23 protein-coding genes, 3 tRNA genes and 1 pseudogene are annotated in these 19,746 nt (G+C 57.1%); 19 read left to right on the forward strand and 8 right to left on the reverse strand.

From position 1 onward, the window contains the following. Nucleotides 1–55 precede the first annotated feature (55 nt). From SB725_RS26150 to SB725_RS26165, 4 genes are all read right to left on the reverse strand, one after another. Complete coding sequence (locus SB725_RS26150) at nucleotides 56–337, reverse strand: peptidylprolyl isomerase (RefSeq protein ID WP_027923796.1); 282 nt, start codon at nucleotides 335–337, stop codon at nucleotides 56–58. Between the two features lie 82 nt (nucleotides 338–419). Continuing rightward, the gene (locus tag SB725_RS26155) at nucleotides 420–1,301 is read right to left on the reverse strand and encodes a lipase family alpha/beta hydrolase (protein ID WP_410922794.1); all 882 of its coding nucleotides are present in this window, start codon (nucleotides 1,299–1,301) and stop codon (nucleotides 420–422) included. Nucleotides 1,302–1,607: 306 nt separating this feature from the next. Then, complete coding sequence (locus SB725_RS26160; RefSeq protein ID WP_410922795.1) at nucleotides 1,608–2,687, reverse strand: 3-deoxy-7-phosphoheptulonate synthase; 1,080 nt, start codon at nucleotides 2,685–2,687, stop codon at nucleotides 1,608–1,610. 336 nt (nucleotides 2,688–3,023) lie between these two features. Further along, nucleotides 3,024–3,152 (reverse strand): hypothetical protein, encoded by a 129-nt coding sequence (locus SB725_RS26165; protein WP_267463975.1) that lies wholly within the window; start codon nucleotides 3,150–3,152, stop codon nucleotides 3,024–3,026. A gap of 161 nt (nucleotides 3,153–3,313) precedes the next feature. On the opposite strand from SB725_RS26165, the gene SB725_RS26170 reads away from it, so the two are divergent. The 9 genes from SB725_RS26170 to SB725_RS26210 all read left to right on the forward strand — a co-directional run bounded on the left by SB725_RS26170 (nucleotide 3,314) and on the right by SB725_RS26210 (nucleotide 9,638). Next, on the forward strand, nucleotides 3,314–4,072 hold the full coding sequence (locus SB725_RS26170) for a carbon-nitrogen hydrolase family protein (RefSeq protein ID WP_027923799.1): 759 nt from the start codon (nucleotides 3,314–3,316) through the stop codon (nucleotides 4,070–4,072). Beyond that, nucleotides 4,073–4,516, forward strand: coding sequence for a GNAT family N-acetyltransferase (locus SB725_RS26175; RefSeq protein WP_027923800.1), 444 nt, complete (start codon nucleotides 4,073–4,075; stop codon nucleotides 4,514–4,516). A 127-nt stretch (nucleotides 4,517–4,643) separates the two neighbouring features. Further along, on the forward strand, nucleotides 4,644–5,285 hold the full coding sequence (uvrY, locus tag SB725_RS26180) for a UvrY/SirA/GacA family response regulator transcription factor (RefSeq protein WP_008015884.1): 642 nt from the start codon (nucleotides 4,644–4,646) through the stop codon (nucleotides 5,283–5,285). A gap of 2 nt (nucleotides 5,286–5,287) precedes the next feature. Further along, nucleotides 5,288–7,111, forward strand: a complete 1,824-nt coding sequence (gene uvrC / locus SB725_RS26185) for an excinuclease ABC subunit UvrC (RefSeq protein ID WP_027923801.1) — start codon at nucleotides 5,288–5,290, stop codon at nucleotides 7,109–7,111. Nucleotides 7,112–7,143: 32 nt separating this feature from the next. After that, nucleotides 7,144–7,704 carry a CDP-diacylglycerol--glycerol-3-phosphate 3-phosphatidyltransferase gene (gene pgsA / locus SB725_RS26190; RefSeq protein WP_027923802.1) on the forward strand — a complete coding sequence of 187 codons (561 nt, stop codon included), beginning with the start codon at nucleotides 7,144–7,146 and terminating at the stop codon, nucleotides 7,702–7,704. A gap of 63 nt (nucleotides 7,705–7,767) precedes the next feature. Then, nucleotides 7,768–7,843 (forward strand) — tRNA-Gly (locus SB725_RS26195). 45 nt (nucleotides 7,844–7,888) lie between these two features. After that, a tRNA-Cys gene (locus SB725_RS26200) sits at nucleotides 7,889–7,962 on the forward strand. A 195-nt stretch (nucleotides 7,963–8,157) separates the two neighbouring features. After that, nucleotides 8,158–8,244, forward strand: a tRNA-Leu gene (locus SB725_RS26205). 164 nt (nucleotides 8,245–8,408) lie between these two features. Continuing rightward, nucleotides 8,409–9,638, forward strand: a complete 1,230-nt coding sequence (locus SB725_RS26210) for a tyrosine-type recombinase/integrase (protein ID WP_410922796.1) — start codon at nucleotides 8,409–8,411, stop codon at nucleotides 9,636–9,638. Here the strand turns inward: SB725_RS26210 and SB725_RS26215 are convergent. Together SB725_RS26215 and SB725_RS26220 are read right to left on the reverse strand one after the other, a co-directional pair. Continuing rightward, entirely contained in the window at nucleotides 9,608–10,018 is a 411-nt protein-coding gene (locus SB725_RS26215) for a helix-turn-helix transcriptional regulator (protein ID WP_410922797.1), read from the reverse strand. The two genes, SB725_RS26210 and SB725_RS26215, sit on opposite strands and share 31 nt — an antisense overlap. Nucleotides 10,019–10,121: 103 nt before the next feature. Continuing rightward, on the reverse strand, nucleotides 10,122–10,451 hold the full coding sequence (locus SB725_RS26220; RefSeq protein WP_410922799.1) for a hypothetical protein: 330 nt from the start codon (nucleotides 10,449–10,451) through the stop codon (nucleotides 10,122–10,124). Between the two features lie 720 nt (nucleotides 10,452–11,171). On the opposite strand from SB725_RS26220, the gene SB725_RS26225 reads away from it, so the two are divergent. Further along, complete coding sequence (locus SB725_RS26225; RefSeq protein ID WP_410922822.1) at nucleotides 11,172–11,285, forward strand: toxin-antitoxin system HicB family antitoxin; 114 nt, start codon at nucleotides 11,172–11,174, stop codon at nucleotides 11,283–11,285. 215 nt (nucleotides 11,286–11,500) lie between these two features. Here SB725_RS26225 and SB725_RS26230 read toward each other — a convergent pair whose 3' ends face one another. Next, on the reverse strand, nucleotides 11,501–12,202 hold the full coding sequence (locus tag SB725_RS26230; RefSeq protein WP_410922800.1) for a LexA family protein: 702 nt from the start codon (nucleotides 12,200–12,202) through the stop codon (nucleotides 11,501–11,503). Nucleotides 12,203–12,253: 51 nt separating this feature from the next. Here SB725_RS26230 and SB725_RS26235 point away from each other — a divergent pair, with 51 nt between their 5' ends. The 8 genes and pseudogenes from SB725_RS26235 (at nucleotide 12,254) to SB725_RS26270 (ending at nucleotide 17,499) form a co-directional block, all read left to right on the forward strand. After that, nucleotides 12,254–12,502 carry a transcriptional regulator gene (locus SB725_RS26235; RefSeq protein WP_410922801.1) on the forward strand — a complete coding sequence of 83 codons (249 nt, stop codon included), beginning with the start codon at nucleotides 12,254–12,256 and terminating at the stop codon, nucleotides 12,500–12,502. Between the two features lie 89 nt (nucleotides 12,503–12,591). Next, nucleotides 12,592–13,017 (forward strand): phage regulatory CII family protein, encoded by a 426-nt coding sequence (locus tag SB725_RS26240; protein WP_410922802.1) that lies wholly within the window; start codon nucleotides 12,592–12,594, stop codon nucleotides 13,015–13,017. A gap of 183 nt (nucleotides 13,018–13,200) precedes the next feature. Further along, nucleotides 13,201–13,908, forward strand: a complete 708-nt coding sequence (locus tag SB725_RS26245) for a helix-turn-helix domain-containing protein (protein ID WP_410922804.1) — start codon at nucleotides 13,201–13,203, stop codon at nucleotides 13,906–13,908. Further along, nucleotides 13,901–15,280 carry a replicative DNA helicase gene (gene dnaB, locus SB725_RS26250; RefSeq protein WP_410922805.1) on the forward strand — a complete coding sequence of 460 codons (1,380 nt, stop codon included), beginning with the start codon at nucleotides 13,901–13,903 and terminating at the stop codon, nucleotides 15,278–15,280. Before SB725_RS26245 ends, dnaB begins: the two co-directional genes overlap by 8 nt. Then, a complete protein-coding gene (locus SB725_RS26255) occupies nucleotides 15,280–15,489 on the forward strand; it encodes a hypothetical protein (RefSeq protein ID WP_410922806.1) in 210 nt (69 codons plus the stop codon). The genes dnaB and SB725_RS26255 overlap by 1 nt, the downstream gene beginning before the upstream one ends. After that, nucleotides 15,486–16,781: a tyrosine-type recombinase/integrase gene (locus tag SB725_RS26260; RefSeq protein ID WP_410922807.1), complete on the forward strand. Its 1,296-nt coding sequence runs from the start codon at nucleotides 15,486–15,488 to the stop codon at nucleotides 16,779–16,781. Before SB725_RS26255 ends, SB725_RS26260 begins: the two co-directional genes overlap by 4 nt. Before the next feature lie 4 nt (nucleotides 16,782–16,785). Continuing rightward, nucleotides 16,786–17,105: pseudogene (locus tag SB725_RS26265) on the forward strand (hypothetical protein). 4 nt (nucleotides 17,106–17,109) lie between these two features. Then, nucleotides 17,110–17,499: an antiterminator Q family protein gene (locus tag SB725_RS26270; RefSeq protein WP_194940144.1), complete on the forward strand. Its 390-nt coding sequence runs from the start codon at nucleotides 17,110–17,112 to the stop codon at nucleotides 17,497–17,499. A gap of 127 nt (nucleotides 17,500–17,626) precedes the next feature. Here the strand turns inward: SB725_RS26270 and SB725_RS26275 are convergent, their stop codons facing one another. After that, a complete protein-coding gene (locus SB725_RS26275) occupies nucleotides 17,627–17,917 on the reverse strand; it encodes a hypothetical protein (RefSeq protein WP_027923815.1) in 291 nt (96 codons plus the stop codon). 1,062 nt (nucleotides 17,918–18,979) lie between these two features. Here SB725_RS26275 and SB725_RS26280 point away from each other — a divergent pair. Further along, complete coding sequence (locus tag SB725_RS26280; RefSeq protein ID WP_410922808.1) at nucleotides 18,980–19,744, forward strand: hypothetical protein; 765 nt, start codon at nucleotides 18,980–18,982, stop codon at nucleotides 19,742–19,744. Nucleotides 19,745–19,746: the final 2 nt, after the last annotated feature.

Raw genomic sequence — 19,746 nt, forward strand, 5'->3', positions numbered from 1 at the left:
AAACACAACGGCCCACCAAAAGGCGGGCCGTTATGGGTAAAGCCTGGCGGATCGATCAGTCCTGACGACTGGTCACTTCCAGCAAGTGATAACCGAACTGGGTTTTCACTGGGCCTTGTACAACGTTGATTGGAGCGCTGAACACCACGGTGTCGAATTCCTTGACCATCTGGCCAGGACCGAACGACCCCAGGTCGCCGCCTTGACGGCTGGACGGGCAGGTGGAGTTGGCTTTGGCGATTTCGGCGAAATCAGCGCCGCCTTCGATCTGGGCCTTGAGTTCGTTGCACTTGGCTTCCGAGGCAACCAGGATGTGACGGGCAGTGGCTTTAGCCATGGGAAATTCTCCTTTCAATATTCAGTAAAGTGCGGAGCCTACCGGATTCAGTGGCCTATTTCTCGTCAAAGTTGCGGACAGATTATAGGCCCGCGTTTCTCAGGCGCTCGGCATGCTGGACATACAACGCCGCGGGATCGATGGCTTTGCGATGCAAGCCGCCGGTATGACCGAGGCTGCTCAGGTGATCCAGCGGATAGTCGGAGCGGATGACTTTTCCCAGGTGGGAGCTGTAGCGGCCGACCAAACCGTCATTCTGCTCCGCTTCCGTGGTGAAGTAGTGGGAGAAGGCACGGAGGAAACCGTGCAGTGGATCGAGCGCTTTCAAGCCCTCGTCGAGAAGGGTTCCCTGTAACGTGCCGCTCCAGAAGTAATAACGCACGCCGTTCACCACATCTCGGCCCTTGCCGCCCCAGGTCTTCGGTAACCCTTGGGGGTATTTGTCGTTGAAAGCCCCTACGCCTTCGGTGGTCAGCGCATTGAGAGCCGCGACTGCGTTTTGTGGCAAGTGCAGGTTGCCGCTGAGTAACGACACAAAATCAGCGAACAGCGTCGCCACCGTCGCCGCGACATGTTCTGGAAGACGGCCGGGCGTCAGCGCCTTGCGCAAGAAGTCGGCCAGTTCCGAGCCGTGGTTCGGGCCACTGACTGATGTCACCGACGCCACCGCATGGGGTGCTATCGCCGCCGCATAGCGTGCCGCCAATGCTCCTTGGCTATGACCGATCAGGTTGACCTTGCTGGCGCCGGTTCCTTCCAGCACCCGTACGATCTGTGCCAATAGCTGGTCGCCACGTACTTCGTTGCTGTGGGTAGCCGACAGGTGTGGGATGAACACCCTGGCCCCCGCACTTCGCAAGGACTGCTTGACGTCCTGGAAGAATTCGGTCGTGCCGATACGGTCGAAGCCGAAGAGCCCGTGGATCAGCAGGATAGGGTACTGGGTGGTTGCGTTCCGTAGCATGTTGATTCCTTTTTCGCGATCGTTCAGAGGAGTGCAGATGGGCTCACTCTAAAGCACCCCAGCGCTTGGGCGGTGTATGAGGAATCCGCTGTAAGCTGATGAAAAAGGTATAGAAAGTGTAGGAAAGTTCGAAAGTGGTTGAGGTCTTGTTCCGATTGTTTCGACATCTTTTGATCTGTAACAGCGCGTTTGCCTGCGATGGCCTACTCAGGAAACGGCTTTACCTGTCAGTGATGTCGTGTTTCAACCACAACGCAACCTGTAGCAGCAGGCTGCGCCAACTGCTACAGAAATTGCGCTAGCCGTTTATTGATGCCCGTGCTGCGCTCGAAGCCGGTCAGCGGCGTTGCGCAACAACTCCTCCGTCCCGTTCCAGCCAAGACAGCCATCGGTCACCGAGACGCCGTAGCGCAACGTTGGACTCAAGGGCTGGCAACCTTCGAACAGATGGCTCTCGATCATCATGCCGATCAGCGAACGGTCACCTTGCAGGCGCTGTTCCAGTACGTCATTGAACACCGCTGGCTGCCGCGCCGGGTCTTTGCCGCTGTTGGCATGGCTGCAGTCGACCATGATCCGCGCAGGGATCTTGAGTCGGGTCAAATCGCGGTTCACCTGGCCGACGCTGTCGCGGTCGTAGTTCGGCCCCTGATGCCCGCCGCGCAACACCAGGTGCGTGTCGGGATTGCCCGGTGTCTGGATGATTGCCGGATGTCCCTGGCTGTCTACGCCGAAATGTCGATGCGGATGAGCGGCCGAGCGCATGGCGTCGCTGGCCACGGTCACGCCGCCATCGGTGCCGTTCTTGAACCCGACCGGCATGCTCAGGCCGCTGGCCATTTCCCGGTGGATCTGTGATTCGGTGGTTCGGGCACCAATCGCCACCCAGCTCAGCAGGTCGTCAAAGTAGCCGGCGGCCATGGGTTGCAGCAGTTCGGTGGCAATCGGCAAGCCGAGGCGGAGCATTTCGCGCATCAGCTCGCGCGACAACGTCAAGCCGCCAGCCATGTCATCACTGCCGTCCAGGTGCGGATCGTAGGCCAGGCCTTTCCAGCCGACCGTGGTGCGCGGTTTTTCGACGTAGGCGCGCATGACCAGCAGCATTTCATCGCTGACGTCGGTGGCCAGTCGGGCAAGGTTGGCGGCGTATTCGAGGGCGGATTGCGGGTCGTGAATCGAGCAAGGTCCGACGATCACCAGCAAACGGGCGTCTTCACCGTTGAGGATTGCACGGACCGCGTCGCGGTGAGCGGCGACTTGACGGGTCAGGGCGTTGCTGAGGGGCAGTTGCTGCTTGAGTTGCAATGAGCTGGGCAGACGCAGGGTCAGCGCTTCATTGGCAGGATTCAACGTGGACAGCGGCAAAGCAGAGACGGACGAGTTCATGGCATGGCTTCCTGGGCTGGCGGCGGGTTCGTTCCCGCGCGCTCGGCCCTACTGGGGTGTTCGACAATTGGCCGGATTGGCTGCGTGTGTGTGCTTGCCACCTGTGGGTGACCGATCGGAGGCGGCAGGCTGTCCCGAGCGGAGGCTGGTAAATCGCCAGGCGGTAAAACTGTCGTAACGGTAATAAGTGGCGTAGTTCATGTCGTGAATCCTCAAAGTGTCTGGTGTGTCGCAAAAGTGTTCGGGGCTGAAAAAACAAAACCCCCGGTCGGGAGGCCGACCGGGGGTTTGGAAAACTCTGGCGGCGACCCGTTTAAAGTGGGCGCCGTGTGGGTATCAGGCGCGCCAGTGGCTAAACCAATACCCAAAATAAAAGCTGACCGAAGCACAGACGTCATTCACACGCGCAGCCGCCACCGAACGCTGAGCGTTGGCAGTTGGAAGCTGTGAGAGGGCGTTGAACATGGTCTGTCTCCGATGGATGCGCCGAGCTTACTAGAGGCCGGTGCGCGGTTTCAATCAGAAAATGCTATCAATCGCCGACGGCATTTTCTATCGCTTGAGTGCGCGCTGCTTTATGACACACTTTGTGTTTTGCTCATCCACCAACGTCACAAGGACGAAACATGACGCCATTGACTATTGCCGCGGCTCAATCGATCTCGGTCGCTGGTGATCTTGCCGCCAACATTGCCCGGCATCAGCGTTTCATGCAGGTTGCTGCGGAGCAGGGCGTTCAGTTGCTGGTCTTTCCTGAATTGTCGTTGACCGGCTATGAGCGAGGCTTGGCAGCTGAATTGGCCATCGCACCGGATGCCGAGGTGTTGCGTCCGTTGCGGGATTTCGCCCGGGAAGTCGGCGTCACCAGTGTGGTCGGCATGCCGATTCGGCTGTCGGACGATTCGCCGGTATTGATTGGTGCGCTGGTGTTGGGCGCCGATGGTTCACTCGGGGTCTACAGCAAACAGCATCTGCACCCCGGCGAGGAAGTGGCGTTTGCGCCGGGCACAGGTGGCTCGATGTTGACCATCGGTGGCGATACCGTCGCGCTGGCGGTGTGTGCTGATTTTTCTCACGCCAGTCATGCTGCCGCGGCCGCGGAGCAGGGCGCCGACCTCTATGCTGCCGGTGTGCTGATCACGGAAAACGGCTATGCCCCGGACACGGCGCTCCTGCAAGGGTACGCCGGCACACATTCAATGACGGTGCTGATGGCCAACCACGGCGGTGCGACCGGAGGCTGGGAGTCTGCAGGACGCAGTGCCCTCTGGGCGTCGGACGGTTCGCTGATTGCTGCGGCACCGGGTACGGGGAATCTAATGGTGGTGGCGCGCCGCGAGGCGGGTGGCTGGAATGGCACTGTTATTGACGTTACGGAGGCTTGAATGGGTTTCGAATGGCGTCTGGCGTCACCCGCCGACCTCGACTTCGCCCGGAAACTGACCTGCGACAACATGCTGCGCTATTACATCCAGCACGATCTGCTTTGGCTGGATGAGGCGTTTGATGTCGCCTGGGCGGGGCGCGAGAACCGCATGATTGTGCGCGATGAGTCAGTGCTGGGTTTTGTCAGCCTGAGTCGCGATGCAAACGCCTTGTACATTCGCGAACTGCATGTGCTCGAAGCGTTTCAGGGGCAGGGCGCGGGTGGTTGGGTGATCGATGAGGTCTTCGCGCTCGCGTGCAAGGAACGACGTCCGGCATTGCGCCTGACCGTTTTTGAAAATAATCCGGCAAAAAAACTTTACGAACGAAAAGGGCTGAAGGTGGTCGGTCAGGACGAGTGTTTCCTGAGAATGCAGCGTGATATCGACAGGCTTCATCGCTGAAACGCGCTGGCGACAAGCCTTTCAAGATGTATTGATACTTTTTATATGATGCTTGCTGCTAGGTCTGCCAGTTGCTTTTTGCTAAGGTGTCCGGCAACCCAATAAGACCAATTCGCGAGGTGTCTGCTTGATTAGGGTGCTAGTAGTCGATGACCATGATCTCGTTCGTACAGGCATTACACGAATGCTGGCTGACATCGATGGCCTGCAAGTAGTCGGCCAGGCTGAATCAGGGGAAGAATCCCTGCTCAAAGCGCGTGAGTTGAAACCCGATGTGGTGTTGATGGACGTCAAGATGCCGGGTATCGGCGGTCTTGAAGCCACGCGCAAACTGTTGCGCAGTCACCCGGATATCAAAGTCGTCGCGGTCACTGTCTGTGAGGAAGATCCGTTTCCGACGCGGTTGCTGCAGGCGGGTGCCGCCGGATACCTGACCAAGGGCGCAGGGCTGCCGGAAATGGTCCAGGCGATTCGCCTGGTATTTGCCGGTCAACGCTACATCAGCCCGCAGATTGCCCAGCAACTGGCGATCAAATCCTTTCAGCCCACCAACGACTCGCCCTTCGATGCCTTGTCCGAGCGCGAGATCCAGATCGCGTTGATGATTGTCGGCTGCCAGAAGGTCCAGATCATTTCCGACAAGCTTTGCCTGTCACCCAAAACGGTCAACACTTACCGTTACCGCATTTTCGAGAAGCTTTCGATCAGCAGTGATGTCGAGCTGACGCTGTTGGCGGTTCGTCACGGCATGGTCGATGCCAGCCTCTGACAATGACTGACACCTTCGATCCAAGCGCTTTTCTGTCGACGGTCAGCGGGCGCCCCGGTGTGTACCGCATGTTCGACAGCGATGCGCGCCTGTTGTATGTCGGCAAAGCCAAGAACCTGAAGAATCGCCTGTCGAGTTACTTCCGCAAATCCGGTCTGGCACCCAAGACCGCCGCGCTGGTGGCGCGTATCGCTCAGGTCGAGACCACCATCACCGCCAACGAAACCGAAGCCCTGTTGCTTGAGCAGACGCTGATCAAGGAATGGCGCCCGCCGTACAACATCCTGCTGCGCGACGACAAATCCTACCCTTACGTCTTTCTCTCGGATGGCCAGTTCCCGCGCTTGAGCATTCATCGCGGTGCGAAGAAGGCCAAGGGCAAGTATTTTGGTCCGTACCCGAGCGCCGGAGCGATTCGTGAAAGCCTGAGCCTTTTGCAAAAGACCTTTTTTGTTCGCCAGTGCGAAGACAGCTATTACAAGAACCGCACGCGCCCATGCCTGCAATACCAGATCAAACGTTGCAAGGCGCCGTGCGTGGGCTTGGTCGAGCCTGAGGTTTATGCCGAAGACGTTCGTCACTCGGTAATGTTCCTTGAGGGGCGCAGCAATGCGCTGACGGACGAGTTGTCAGCAGGCATGGAAGAGGCGGCGATCAACCTCGAGTTTGAGCGTGCCGCCGAGTTGCGTGACCAGATTTCCTTGCTGCGTCGGGTCCAGGACCAGCAAAGCATGGAAGGCGGCACCGGCGATATCGATGTGATCGCTGCCTTCGTCAATCCAGGCGGTGCTTGCGTTCACTTGATCAGCGTGCGTGGCGGACGGGTGCTGGGCAGCAAGAACTTTTTCCCGCAAACCGGTATCGACGAAGACGTTTCCGAAGTCATGGCCGCGTTTCTCGGCCAATACTTCATCACCAGCCCCGAGCGCGACTTGCCGAGTGAGCTGATCGTCAACGTGGTGCATGAAGACTTCCCGACGCTGATCGAGGCCATCGATGCCCTGCGTGGGCGTGAGCTGACCATCAGTCATCGGGTGCGCGGCACGCGAGCGCGCTGGCAGCAACTGGCGGTCACCAACGCCGAGCAGGCCTTGAGCGCGCGTCTGGCGAACCGTCAGCACGTCGCCGCACGTTTCGACGCGCTGGCGGAAGTCTTGAACCTGGACGAGCCACCGCAGCGCCTGGAGTGCTACGACATCAGCCATTCCAGCGGCGAAGCCACCGTGGCGTCCTGCGTGGTGTTTGGCCCGGAAGGCCCAATCAAATCCGATTATCGCCGTTACAACATCGAAGGCGTGACGGCGGGAGATGACTACGCCGCGATGCATCAGGCCTTGACCCGCCGCTTCAGCAAGCTGAAGGAAGGTGAGGGCAAGCTGCCGGATATTCTGTTGGTGGACGGCGGCAAAGGTCAGTTGTCCATGGCCCGCGATGTGCTCAATGAACTGGCGGTGCCGGACCTGATCCTGTTGGGCGTGGCCAAAGGGGCAACGCGCAAGGCCGGTTTCGAAACCTTGTACCTCAACGACGCGGCCCATGAATTCACCTTGCGCGGCGATTCCCCCGCGCTGCATTTGATTCAGCAAATACGCGACGAAGCCCACCGTTTTGCCATTACCGGTCACCGCGCTCGCCGTGGCAAAACCCGCCGCACGTCCACGCTTGAGGGCGTCGCTGGCGTCGGGCCGACACGTCGTCGCGATTTATTGAAACATTTTGGTGGATTGCAGGAGCTGTCTCGTGCCAGCATCGAAGAGATCGCCAAAGCACCCGGGATCAGTAAAAAGCTCGCAGAGTTGATTTATGCAAATCTGCACAGCGAGTAGAATGCCAACTCACCTCGTAGCCAGTTGTGCCGATGAATATCCCTAATCTGATTACCGTTCTACGCGTCCTGCTCATCCCGATCTTCATTTTGTTGTTCTACCTGCCTTACCAATGGAGCTACGTGGCCTCCGCCTCGGTCTTCGCCTTTGCTGCCGCCACAGACTGGCTGGATGGTTATCTCGCCCGACGCCTGGAGCAAAGCACTCCGTTCGGGGCGTTCCTCGATCCCGTGGCTGACAAGCTGATGGTCGCCGTCGCACTGGTCTTGCTGGTGCAAGAACACGGCAACCTGTGGCTCACGCTGCCGGCCGCCGTCATCATCGGTCGCGAAATTGTCGTCTCGGCATTACGCGAGTGGATGGCCGAACTCGGCGCCCGTGCTCACGTCGCCGTATCGAACCTGGGCAAATGGAAAACCGCCGCGCAAATGCTCGCGCTGGTGATCCTGCTGGCCAATCCGTCAGACTTTAGCTTCTGGGTCTTGATCGGTTATGCCTTGTTGCTGGTGTCGGCGGGCCTGACATTGTGGTCCATGGTCCAGTACTTGCGGGCTGCCTGGCCACATCTGAAGACCGACGTTGAAAAGAAATAAAACTTTTTTGAATCAAGGGGTTGACGGGGCTTCTGGATTCTATAGAATGCGCCACACCAAGACGCGGGAATAGCTCAGTTGGTAGAGCACGACCTTGCCAAGGTCGGGGTCGCGAGTTCGAGTCTCGTTTCCCGCTCCAAGTTTGAACACATTTGTTGTTGTGCTACTGACAGCAAATGTTTGAGGCCGAGTAGCAAAATGGTTATGCAGTGGATTGCAAATCCACCTACGCCGGTTCGATTCCGACCTCGGCCTCCACTATAAACAAGCTCCGTAGATCTATGATTTACGGAGCTTTTTTATTTCCGCAGCCCTGCAAGATTTTGTCTTGAAAAGGTCAACTGCGAACTTGCTTCACCGGGGCGGGGTGTATATATTTCCCCCTCTGTTGCACAAGCGTCAGAACTGCCAGGTCGTCATTTGTCAGCCTTCAGACTGCTTCACCGCGCTACCGCCCGAATGGCGAAACTGGTAGACGCATGGGACTTAAAATCCCCCGCTCGTAAGGGCGTGCCGGTTCGATTCCGGCTTCGGGCACCAATTTTAGCTTCACAGGGCTTCACCAACTCGCATGAAGCTCTTATAAATAGCCGCCTTGAGCGGCTTTTTTATTGTGCGAGATTTCGCGCTCTTCCACCTCCTGCCGCAAATTTTTAGTACATTGTTTAGCACTTCCTCAGTTCGACTGACTTGGTGCTGTACTAATGCCTCTCACTGATACCGCTGTGCGTCAGGCCAAACCGGCCGAAAAAGAATTCACCCTCGCTGACACTGGCGGCTTATCGCTGTTCGTTGCACCCAACGGAACAAAGTCTTGGCACTTTAGGTTTTCATGGCACGGCAAACAGCCGCGCATGTCGCTGGGCACCTACCCCGAAATTACCCTTAGAGAGGCCCGCGAGTTTCGCGATCAGGCTCGGGCGCTCGTAGCCAAAGGCACTGATCCACGCGCCGCCCGAAAAGAGGATAAACGGGCCGCCGTATCCAGTGCGGTCAAAACATTCGAAGTCGTAGCCAATGAGTGGTACACCTTCAAGCTGCCAAGGTGGGCAACGGCAAAAAAGGGCGCTGCTGTGCAGGCCAAGTTGTATCTGGATAAAGATTTGATCCCAGCACTGGGGAAAATTCCTGTTGCTGACGTCAAGCGCGCTGATGTACTAGCGACTTTGCGGGTTATCGAAAAGCGCGGGGCGCTCAATGTGGCCCGCAAATGTCGAACCTGGTTGAACGAGATCTTCCGTTTTGGCATCGCATCTGACTATTTGGAAGTCAACCCAGCTGCTGACTTGGATATCGTTGCGGCCAAAGAGCCACCCGAAAAGCATAACCCGATGCTCAGGCAGCATGAGCTGAAGGAGTTCCTTAAGGCTCTGAGTGGGGCCGATATTACGGAGTACACGAAGAGCGCAATCCGTCTTCTATTGCTGACTGCCGTGCGTACGGGTGAATTACGTAATGCAACATGGTCACAGTTCGACCTGGATGGTGCGCTCTGGACGATCCCGGCATCAGCTGTGAAGCAACTTCAAAAAGTAATTAGGGCAAAGGGAGGAGACAACGTGCCGCCGTATTTGGTACCACTTTCGCGGCAGGCGATTGAAGAAGTGCGCAAAGTGCACCAGTTGACTGGCCGCTACAAGCTGCTGATTGCAGGCCGGAGTGATCCGAGCAAGCCAATCAGCGACGGCACAGTCAATGTTGCATTAAGGCGTATGGGATATGAAGGCAGACTGACCGGGCACGGAATCCGTGCCACGATTTCAACGGCCTTGAATGAGATGGGTTACAACGAAGATTGGATCGAGGCGCAGTTGTCGCACGCGGGCTCAAGCAAGATTAGAAAGACCTACAACCATGCAGAGTATGTGGAGCAGCGGCGGGGGATGATGCAGGACTGGGCAGATTACTTGGACTCACTCGAAGCGGGCGCCTGATCCCGCTGGCCTCGAGCTGCGGCAATCTGATCATTGCTCCATTGCAGGACTTCCGATTTGATCCAGGCGACCGCCCGCCCGCCCAGCCGCACCTGCTTCGGGAACAGGCCTATCTTGGCCATGGTGTAAATTTTGGTGGTGCCAAGGCTAACCAGCTTCTTAACTTCTGGCAGGCGGATGAACTCGATCTGATCGTCATTACGTGCGGTGTTCATTTGATGCTCCATGCCGCGCGTTACGGCAGTAGGTGGTTGAACTCGGCTTTGCCATGGGCGATCACCGCCGGCGGCGACTTCGGACAGGGCGTGGTCGATTTGGTTGGCAAATGCACCGCCGATCAGTTCTTCGAGGAACTGTGCGGTGTGGGTAGGGATGGGCACGGCTGTTTCTCCGGGATGGCCAGCAGCCCGCTGGGGGGAAGGTTGAATTGAGGCTGGCGCATGCGCAGACGAACCTGCTGATGTACGCGCTGGTTGGGCCGTTTCAATGTCCTGCGCCGAAGTAGGCGAACAAGATCAATAGGAGCGCCGAACCGGTGGTCCAGCGCAGAAGTGTGCGAGCGAATGTTTTTGCTGGCTTGTGGCAGGCAGCAAACTGGCTGAAATTGTCATGACCAAACGAGTCACCCTGTGCCGTCCCAGTGGAGCGCTCGATTACTTCAACTGTGATGCCGCCGCTTGGAACAACGGTGTACTGCAGTATGCGAACGGGCTCATCCCGACCTATGCTTTGGTACATTTCGGTGGTGGCCAGTGACGTCTGGAGACGCAACCCTTGGAGGATTGCTTGGCTCTGTCTGATCGTTTGGTTCATGGCTATTCCTCAGTGTGGGTTGCGTGTATTCGTCAGCACTCGGAGTACCTGCTGGTTGGCGTTAGGCGCAAGGGAGAGTGCTGGCGGATAAAGGCGTGAAAAAGAAAGGCCCGTGGACGTTCGGGCCTTTCGCAGATGCAGTGATCTTTGGGTTATGGTCTATTTCATTATGTTTATCCTCCAATGCGCGCCGTTGGCATCATGGCGTGCGCTCGCCGTTCTCTGGTTTGTTGCATGCAGGTGGCCGGTATAAGCCGGAATTTCGTCCGCATCGGTGAGCTCTGAAGCGATGGTGCAGGGGCCATCCAACAATCGTTGTGCTTCAGAGCTCACCGATGCGGCTTGGTGCTGGGGAGTACCAAGTGCTCGGGCAGTTATCGTCAGGCTGACGTGGAGTGATGCAGTTCGTCCTATTTCCGCCGGAGTGGCGGGGCGCATTGCTTGCCGGGTCATTCACACGGTTCTGGCGTTTCACCATCGAGCAGCCGTCCAGGTTGTTCCTGTCATGGGTAGGCTTTTGGGCCTGTCTGGTCCCCGGTAGAGGCAATGCGGTCTGTTATTTGTTGCGCTGATTATTAAAGAGCGGTGAGTCACTTGACTCTTCGCTCCCCGTCCTGATGTGGGTATCGGGTTACGACGCGATCAATATAAGCTCGCTTATATTGGAAGTCAATAAGCATGCTTATAGTTTGGCTGTGCCTTCAAAGCGTTTTCAAATCAATGGGCGTTTCGCTTCGTAAGAGCACACTCAACACCTGCGCATCATTGGGGCAGGAATCAGAGATTCCGTTTGAGGGGGCGTTCAACGTGCGGGTAGGGCATGAACTACATTAAGCAGTCAGCGTGGCTGCGACCCAGCTACGTATATCATTGAGCGGTCTGATTCGTAGGGCGCTGAGCGATCATCTGGGACAGCACGCGCAAAGCTGACCACCTTTCAATGGAATGCCCATTCATGATCACGGCGAAGTGTGTACAGATCCGCATGGGGAGGGGAGGCATCGGCAGGACGCAAGAGGGAATGAAACGCCCAGTACCGACTTTATTGGTTAAAGCACGGATCTAGGCCACTTCGCATCCACTACGCGACCAACAATTTCCCACTCATCATCTAACTCAATGGTAGGGAAAGCCGGATTTAACGGTTTCAAGAAAGCGCGTCCAGAATCCCAGACGAACTGCTTAAAAGTTGTCTCGTTGGTGTCGATCATTTTGGCGACCGCATACTGACCGCTCTCTACATCAAATCCTGGAGCAACAAGTATCACCATCCCTTCCGTAAAGGAAACACCTCCCTGCGAAGTCATAGACGGTCCCCGAACCTTCAGCCAGAAGCCGTTCGGTCCGGCCCAAGCATCTGACGGATGTTTTTCGCATGTAGCTAAATTCCACAAATCGAGCGCTTCCGTGGCTGCTCCCGCCTGAACCCAGCTTATCTCTGGATATTCGTAGAAGCGTATAGGGCCGATAGCCGGTTCAACATTGGCATCAAAAGTGGAAGTCTCAGAGGTCATCCCGCCGCTTCCGGTTGCAAGCCAAATGATGCTCACGCCGCACGCTTGTGCGATAGCCGGTAAGTGAACACTTTTCATGCTCTTCCCGGTTTCGAGCTGAGAGATGGCGGGCTGCTCAATTCCAGCCTTATCAGCTAAGGCTTTCTGAGTGAGATTCGCGTGTGAGCGGCTGAGTTTTAGTCGTTGGGCAAGGGTAGTCATACGCTCAACGCTATAAGTTTCCTTATGAGCTTGCAAATAAGCCTCCTTATTAATAGGATATAAGCACGCTTATCAAGAGGCATTGCCATGAATCCCATTGAAAAGCTCGTTGGTTTCTTTGGCGGGCAAGCAAAAACAGCAGCAGCCCTCGGAGTTTCACAGGCCGCTGTCTCTTACTGGGCTAGCGGCACTTATGACATGGGCGCAGCAAAAGCTTTTTTGGCGGAAGAGCTAACCAGGGGGGCAGTTACTGCTCGCGAGCTTTGCATGCATAGCGCCAAGAAATCAGACGCTTCACCAGGTTGCACCAGTATCTGTTTCGAGAAGGAAGAATAAAAGTTCGTAGGTTCATCCCTAATCAGTAGATGAACGAATGATTGCGGAATGCGTGGCGCTAAGCCACGTAACAATTTTCGAGGTGTTACATGCAATCACTGATGAGAGCTATCTACGACGTAGTAGACGAGCACGGTACCAAGAAGATCGCGGAAGGAGCCAGCTTCACCTCACGCACCCTTCTGGCTCAGAAGGCCAACCCTGATTACGACAGCCACAACATGAATGTGCCTGAACTTGATCGGATCATGGCTTTCACTCAGGACTTCCGACCATTGGCGGCATGGGCTGATCGCTTCGGGTTTGATCTTGTATCGCGTGAGCGTCCAGCCCCAAAGCCCCTGCTGATCGCATTGGGGAACCTGTCGGCCGAATGTGGTGACGTGGGCCGACTGATCTTCGATGCAACCATCGACAACCACATCAGCCTCAACGAGAAAGCCGAAGGCGAGAAAGCAATCCTTGAAGCAATCGACGCGCTACATGTTCTCCGCGTGTCGCTCAAGGCTGCCTGAATCGCAGGCGCAAAAAAGCCGGGCTGCAACCCGGCTTCTTCAACTACATGTAAAACAATGTGGCGTCATTATGAACACGATCGCTAACCCCGGCAATACCCACCATATCGTTGCACTTTTCGAGCAATCGAAAAACGTGTCACGACTATGTATTACGGCTGACTCTGAGATTGGAGATCGGCTGTGAGCACCATAATCATGAGCTTGTGCTGGCCGCTCCAAGGCATGAGCGGGCCGCAAAAGGCTGTGTTGATTTCATTGGCGGACAATGCGAACGATGAAGGCGTTTGCTGGCCGTCTGTTGCCCGTATCGCACAGCGCACTTGCCTTTCCCCAAGGACCGTTCAAACGGCCATCAAGTGGCTGGGGCAGGTTGGCCTGTTGTCTGTCCGCGAACGGATGGGCCGCTCGACGATGTACACGTTAACCCCGGCAGCATATGCACCCCCGCAAGAGTCGCCCCCCGCAGCAGCTGCACCACCACCCCCGCAGCTCACGACAGAAACCCCCGCAGCAGCCGCACCCAGAACCGTAATAGAACCATCAAGTGAACCGTCACCTCTTGTCGACGATGAGCAACCACCGAAGGTTTTGAAGCCGAAGTGCCCAACGCAGGCCATCGTCGATTTGTTCAACAAGACGATTCCGGAGTTTCCTCAAGTGGTGATGTTGACCAAGGATCGGATCGCCAAGATCGGTGCTCGCTGGAACGAGAGCCAGGTGCACCAAGATCTACAGTTCTGGGCTGAGTACTTCGCCCTGGTGAGCTCGAGCAAATTTTTGATGGGCGAGGTTGCCGCTACCGGTGGTAGCCCGTTCCGCTGCAACTTCGATTGGCTGATCGCGCCGAGCAACTTCGTCAAGGTCGTAGAGGGTAATTACAATGCGTGACCCCTACAACATCGAGGCCGAACACGGGCTTCTGGGCGCGATGATGCAGCGCCCTGAACTGATCGACTCCCTGAGCGATGACCTGTCCGCCGAATCGTTCTACTTCCCGGAAAACGCCGAGGTGTACCGGGGAATCATGGCGGTGCGCTCGGCCGGCAAAGCTGTCGACTTCCTCACCGTGGGTGACCACGTTGGCAACTTGCCGGATGGCTCCCCGGCCTTTGCCTACTGCGCCGAAATCGTAAACGGTACTCCCAGCGTCGCCAGCGCCAAGACTTACGCGGGCATTGTGCGCGAGCGGGCTGTCGAGCGAGCCCTGTTCGACCTCGGCGGCCAAGCCATGGACATCGCGCACAGCGCTCAGGACGTGCAAACGAAAATCGCCGCCGTTCAGGCTGCGGCTATGGCCATCGATTGCGGCGCCGGTGATGACGACATCGTCAAAGTCGGTGATGTGCTGATCGACCAACTGGAGGTGTGGCAGGAGCGCCATGATCGTCATGCCCGCGGCGAAACTCTGATTGGCCTCTCGACCGGCCTGAGAGACCTGGACGAGAAGCTCGGCGGCCTGCAACCCGATCATCTGTACATCGTGGCCGGGCGTCCCGCCATGGGCAAGACCACGCTGGCGATGGGCTTTGTGATCGATGCCGCCGTGCGCCAAAGCAAGTCTTCACTCGTCATCAGCCTGGAGATGAACAAGGGCCAACTGCTGGACCGGGCCGTGGCTTCGGAGGGTCGTGTTCCGCTCACTTTGGTGAAGAACGGAACCGCCTGCCAGACCCACGGCACGGAACTCGCCGCGGCGGCCGGTGTGCTGCGGCGCGCTCCGCTGTACATCGCCGACCGCGCAGGTTCGTCGATTGGCCGCATTCGCTCGTTGGCTCGCCGTCACAAGCTGCGGTATGGCCTCGACCTGCTGATGATCGACTACCTGCAGTTGCTGGAAGGCGAGGGCAGCAACCGCACCGAAGAAGTCAGCAGTATCAGTCGCGGTTGCAAATTGCTCGCCAAGGAATTGGGCATCCCTGTTGTGCTGTTGAGCCAGCTCTCCCGCAAGTGCGAAGAACGCCCGAACAAGCGACCAATTCCCTCGGACTTGAGGGAGTCCGGCGCCATCGAGCAGGACGCGGACGTGATTCTGTTCGTGTACCGCGATGAGGTCTATCACGAAAACACCGACGCCAAAGGCATCGCCGAAATCATCATCGGCAAGGGCCGCGACATCGAAATGGGCACAATCCGCACGGCCTTTCTCGGTCTGTACAACCGCTTTGAAAACCTTGCTGCCGGGTGGAAACCAGAGGCTGTCGAGCAGCCGGAGAAGGTCACCAGCTTGGCCGGCCGTTACCGTCAAAAGGAAACATTCTAATGGGCTCTACACGACTTGCAGTTCCCGAACCGTCCACCTACCGCTTCGCGGTGTTCTGCTGCTCGTTCAAGATGGATTTGAGCAGCACGCCCGACCATGCCCTGGCACTGTTCGCCGATGAGGCCATGGCCAAACGGTATGGTGCGTGGATGTGGCCTTCCACGTTCGAGGTGGTCGACCGTTTCACCCAGTCGGAGGCGACCGATTGAGCGCGCTGATCAAGACCCTGACCGTGAAACTGTCCGACGCTGAAATTCAGCGCAACGCCAAACTAGAGCATGTGCGTGACCTGCGGGATGCCAGCCATCCCGCGCTGCACTTTCGCTTTGCGAAAAATCGCGCGCGTGGCTCCTGGTACCTGCTGAACAAACGCCAGTGGCACCGCATCGGCGCCTTTCCTGACTTGTCCACCAAGCAGGTGGTCGCGGCGTTGCCGGCGGTGCGCTTGCGCGTGGCTGCTGATGGCGCGGCCAGCGTTTCGGGTTGGATAACTGTCGGCGAACTGCTCGACTGGTTTGCCGATCGCATGTCGCGCTCCCGTTCGCTTTCGGCCAAGCGCCGGTCAGCAATCAAGTCAGCCATCAACTGCCAGCTCAAGCCACGCCTGGATGATCTGCTCATTGGTGACGTCAACGCCCAGACACTGGACAAACTGCTGATGTGGCCGGCTCAGGCAGAGCTGTCGCTGTCATACGTCCAGCAGCTCTACCGCCTGCTCGCGGTGGCCTTCCGGCAGGCCCGCAAGCTGGACCTTATTCCTATCAACCCGATGGCCGAGCTCAAGTTCGGCAACTTCACGACAGCGCGCATCCTGCCCAAGGCCGCGCGCCTGCGCGACGTCCAATTGCCCGAGCTGGTGACGCAGCTGACCGAACGTTTCGACAGTACGCCAGGTGACGCCATGCTGGCCCTGATGATGCTGTGTCACGGCACCCGCATCGGCGAAACCCGGCAGGCTCGCTGGGCTGACATTGCGCTGCCGGAACGTGAATGGTTTCTGCCAGCCGAACACACCAAGAGCAAGACCGAGTTGCGCGTGCCGCTGACCGATCAAGTTTGCGGATTGCTGCGCCGCTACCGGGACCGTCAGGCCGCCCAAGGCTACGAAGGCCAATTCCTATTTCCTTCCCGCCGAGGCACGGCGCTGAGCGACAACCAGGCCAGCGCCATATTCACCCGACTGGGGCAGGGCGCCTGGACCAGTCATGACCTACGCAAGGTGGCCCGCACTGCCTGGACGGATCTTGGCGTTGACGGCCACATCGGCGAGATGTTGTTGAACCATTCGCTGGGCAAGATCGCCTCGACCTACATCAACACCCAGGCCAAGGAGCAGCGTCGGCTGGCGTTGGTGAAGTGGCACAACTGGTTAGATGAGCGCGGCTTCAAGGCGATCCACCAGCAGACAGACGTTAGATATGAAGAATCGCAAAACCTCGTAGACGCCTTGAATGGCACGGTCTGCGAGTCGATTCCGCAATTTGTTAAGGGCGAGGTTTGAAAACATGAAAAAAGCCCACGCCCATGGCTTTCGTAAGGAGCAGATAGAGCTGGAGCAGTGCTTGACCTGCAAGGGAAAAGCAGTGGTGCAAGGGGTGTTTCATGAGTTGGCTTGCGTCGATTGCAACTGCCAGGTTGGGTGATGGCGGGGAGTCGATTGACGATTTCTACAGACGAATTGGTGACACAGCTCAGCCTCAGATTGCAGCAGGCTCAACGCGAAATTGAGGTACTGCAGCGGGGTCCAACGTTATCCGGCCCGGCTGAGTACTACCAGCAGAACAACCGTCGCGGTGCCGGCGGATCAAATTACACTGGGGATTGAAAGCATGATGATTCGTAAGCCGGCAGGTCGACCTTTGGGCGATACCGAATACCTGGTGGAGCAGTGGGGTTGGTGGCGGATGGATGGGGCCGGGGTCCCAACGTATATTTCACCGACTTTTGCGCTAATGCGTCAGGCGGTGCCGCAAGTGTCGGCTAGTAAGAGCTATTGCATCACAGATGAATGGGCTGGAGCTATTGATAGCGCGATTGCACGGCTCTCACATCGTGACCGACAAATGGGCGATATTATTTGGCTTTACTACGGCGCTAAATGGCCCATGCTCCGAGTTGGCAAGCACTACGGCATGAGTGAAGGAAAGACGCGGGAATTAGCGAGGGCAGGTATCGCGTGGATCGATTGTGCTGTCGATGAAATGCGGAAAGCTGCTTAAACTTTTGGCTGATTGCTGCCTGCCGCGGAGGGCAGCCATCGGCCAAATGCTGTCATCGGATGGTCCAGAATATCCGGGATGATTCACTTCTCATTCACAACCATGCATGGGTTCTACTGAACTACAGTCAACCGCTCTCGATGATGGTGTTCCTGGGTTTATCTAAGGCCTCTTGGTGAGCCAAGATGATTTTCGCGCCCATGGAAGTGAAACTCGTATGGTCAACTAGCGCACCCGCATAGACACCCCATGCAAAACCCCGGGCGATTGAGACGTGCTCTAGAATGGCCAGTTCCGTGCGGGCCTGAATGATGTTTTCCAGCGACGTCTCCCAAGCGCCTTGCAACGACTCCGTCGGCAAACCCACAGAGAGTGGGTCGAGCGAGCCTATGGGGGATAATTCGTTTACGCGCAGCATATGGGCGCTTCCTGTTCAAGTTGGGCCGTATAAGAATAGAGCGTAGCGCGAGGCGAGGCGTCAGTATTACTGATTTTTAGACGCCATTGGTGTTCCCTACCAATCCGGCCACCCCTGCCACCCCTGTCGCCCTGCCGAATGTATTGACATCCGATTGCAGCCTAGGACACAGGGCGGAAATCGGCCGATTCTGTTGAAAAAGTCGGCCATGGTTTGCGCGTCAGAAAAGTAAGCATCCAAGATTGAAATCTTTACTTTTGGCAGATGCTTGCGGACTCGGATTTCACGTAGCAGCGCGCAAAAAAGGCATTTTCACCGCCCAATGAGCAGTCAGTTTTGGATGACCGACTGTTTTCAACAGAATCGGCCAAAAGCTGACATTAGGAACCGGCCACAAGGCTGAGAATCTCGACTGAGGGGGCTACCTTAGCTTTTTACCATTTGCTAGGTAGTTCCCGCACAAAGTTACTGCTATGAAAATGCCTCCAAGTACAAGTGCGTAGAGTCCGTAACTTCCTTCTAAGCCAAGCCCCCAAAGGAAAACCAAACCCAACGCACCGAATATGCATAGTATTTGGGTTCCGTAGGCGATATTAGCAGTTGAAATAGCCCGCATATCTTCCCTCGTAAAGTGATGGCGTTGCTGTCTCTAGGGGGGCAGAAATAGTCAAGTGTAGTCCAGTAGAAACGAAATCCGCTCTCAACTTCAGCATCAGAACCGTATCGATGACGGTATGACTCCACTGGAGTGTATGGCATCTCCTTGATTCTTCCACCCTTCGAAAGAGGGCGATTGATTGACGTAGAAGACGGAGAACCGGATGCATCCCAGCGAAAATAAAGTGAACGCCGCCTTCGGCCAAAAGGGGGCAGTCGAATTTGTCTACGAGAGCAGGGGTGATTCAGACAACCGGTGCTGAAGACGACTTGATTTAGTCGGAGATCGGTAAATGTATTTACCGTGCTCTTTAATATTGAGCGAATCCTCAGTCCCAGCTAAGTATTGGGTCGTATCGTCCCCACAGCGCAAGTTCAGCGCTGTTCAGGAGAGGCGAACCGCACATGAATCCCGCAAAAGCCGGATGGCTCAACAAAGTCCCCGAAGTGACACTGGCCTTCTGGGTGATCAAGATTCTCTCGACGACCGTGGGTGAAACCGGCGCCGACTTCCTCGCCGTGGATGCCGGCTTCGGCGCTGGCTGGACCAGCATCGGCATGGCGCTGTTACTCGGGGGGGCGTTGTTCCTGCAAATGCGCAAAACCGTCTATTCGCCGTGGATCTACTGGCTGACCGTTGTGCTGGTGAGCATCGTCGGCACGCAGATCACCGACATCATGACCGACATGCTCGACATCAGCCTGTATGTCAGCACCGCGGTGTTCTCGGTGTTGCTGGCGGTGAACTTTCTGCTCTGGTTCACCGTCGAGAACAACCTGTCGATCCGCGAAATCAACACGCCGCGGCGCGAGCTCTTCTATTGGTCCACGGTGCTGTGCACCTTTGCCCTGGGCACCGCCGCCGGGGATCTGGCCACGGAAGCGATGGGGCTGGGTTTCACCCTCGGTGCGGTGATTTTCGGTGCGCTGATTGCGGCGACGCTGCTGGCCTGGCGCCTCGGGGCTAACGTGGTGCTGACCTTCTGGATCGCCTACATCCTCACCCGGCCGTTCGGCGCCTCCCTCGGCGACTTGCTGACCCAGGCCAAGACCTACGGCGGCCTGGGCATGGGCGCCGCCTGGACCAGCGCGATCTTCTTGACCGTCATCGTGTTGTTGGTGGCGGTCGCGCAAATCAGCCTCGTCAACCGTAAAACCGCCATTGAATAACC

Origin of the sequence: Pseudomonas sp. SIMBA_041 (genome assembly GCF_046535095.1) — a bacterium.
Taxonomy (GTDB): domain Bacteria; phylum Pseudomonadota; class Gammaproteobacteria; order Pseudomonadales; family Pseudomonadaceae; genus Aquipseudomonas; species Aquipseudomonas mucoides.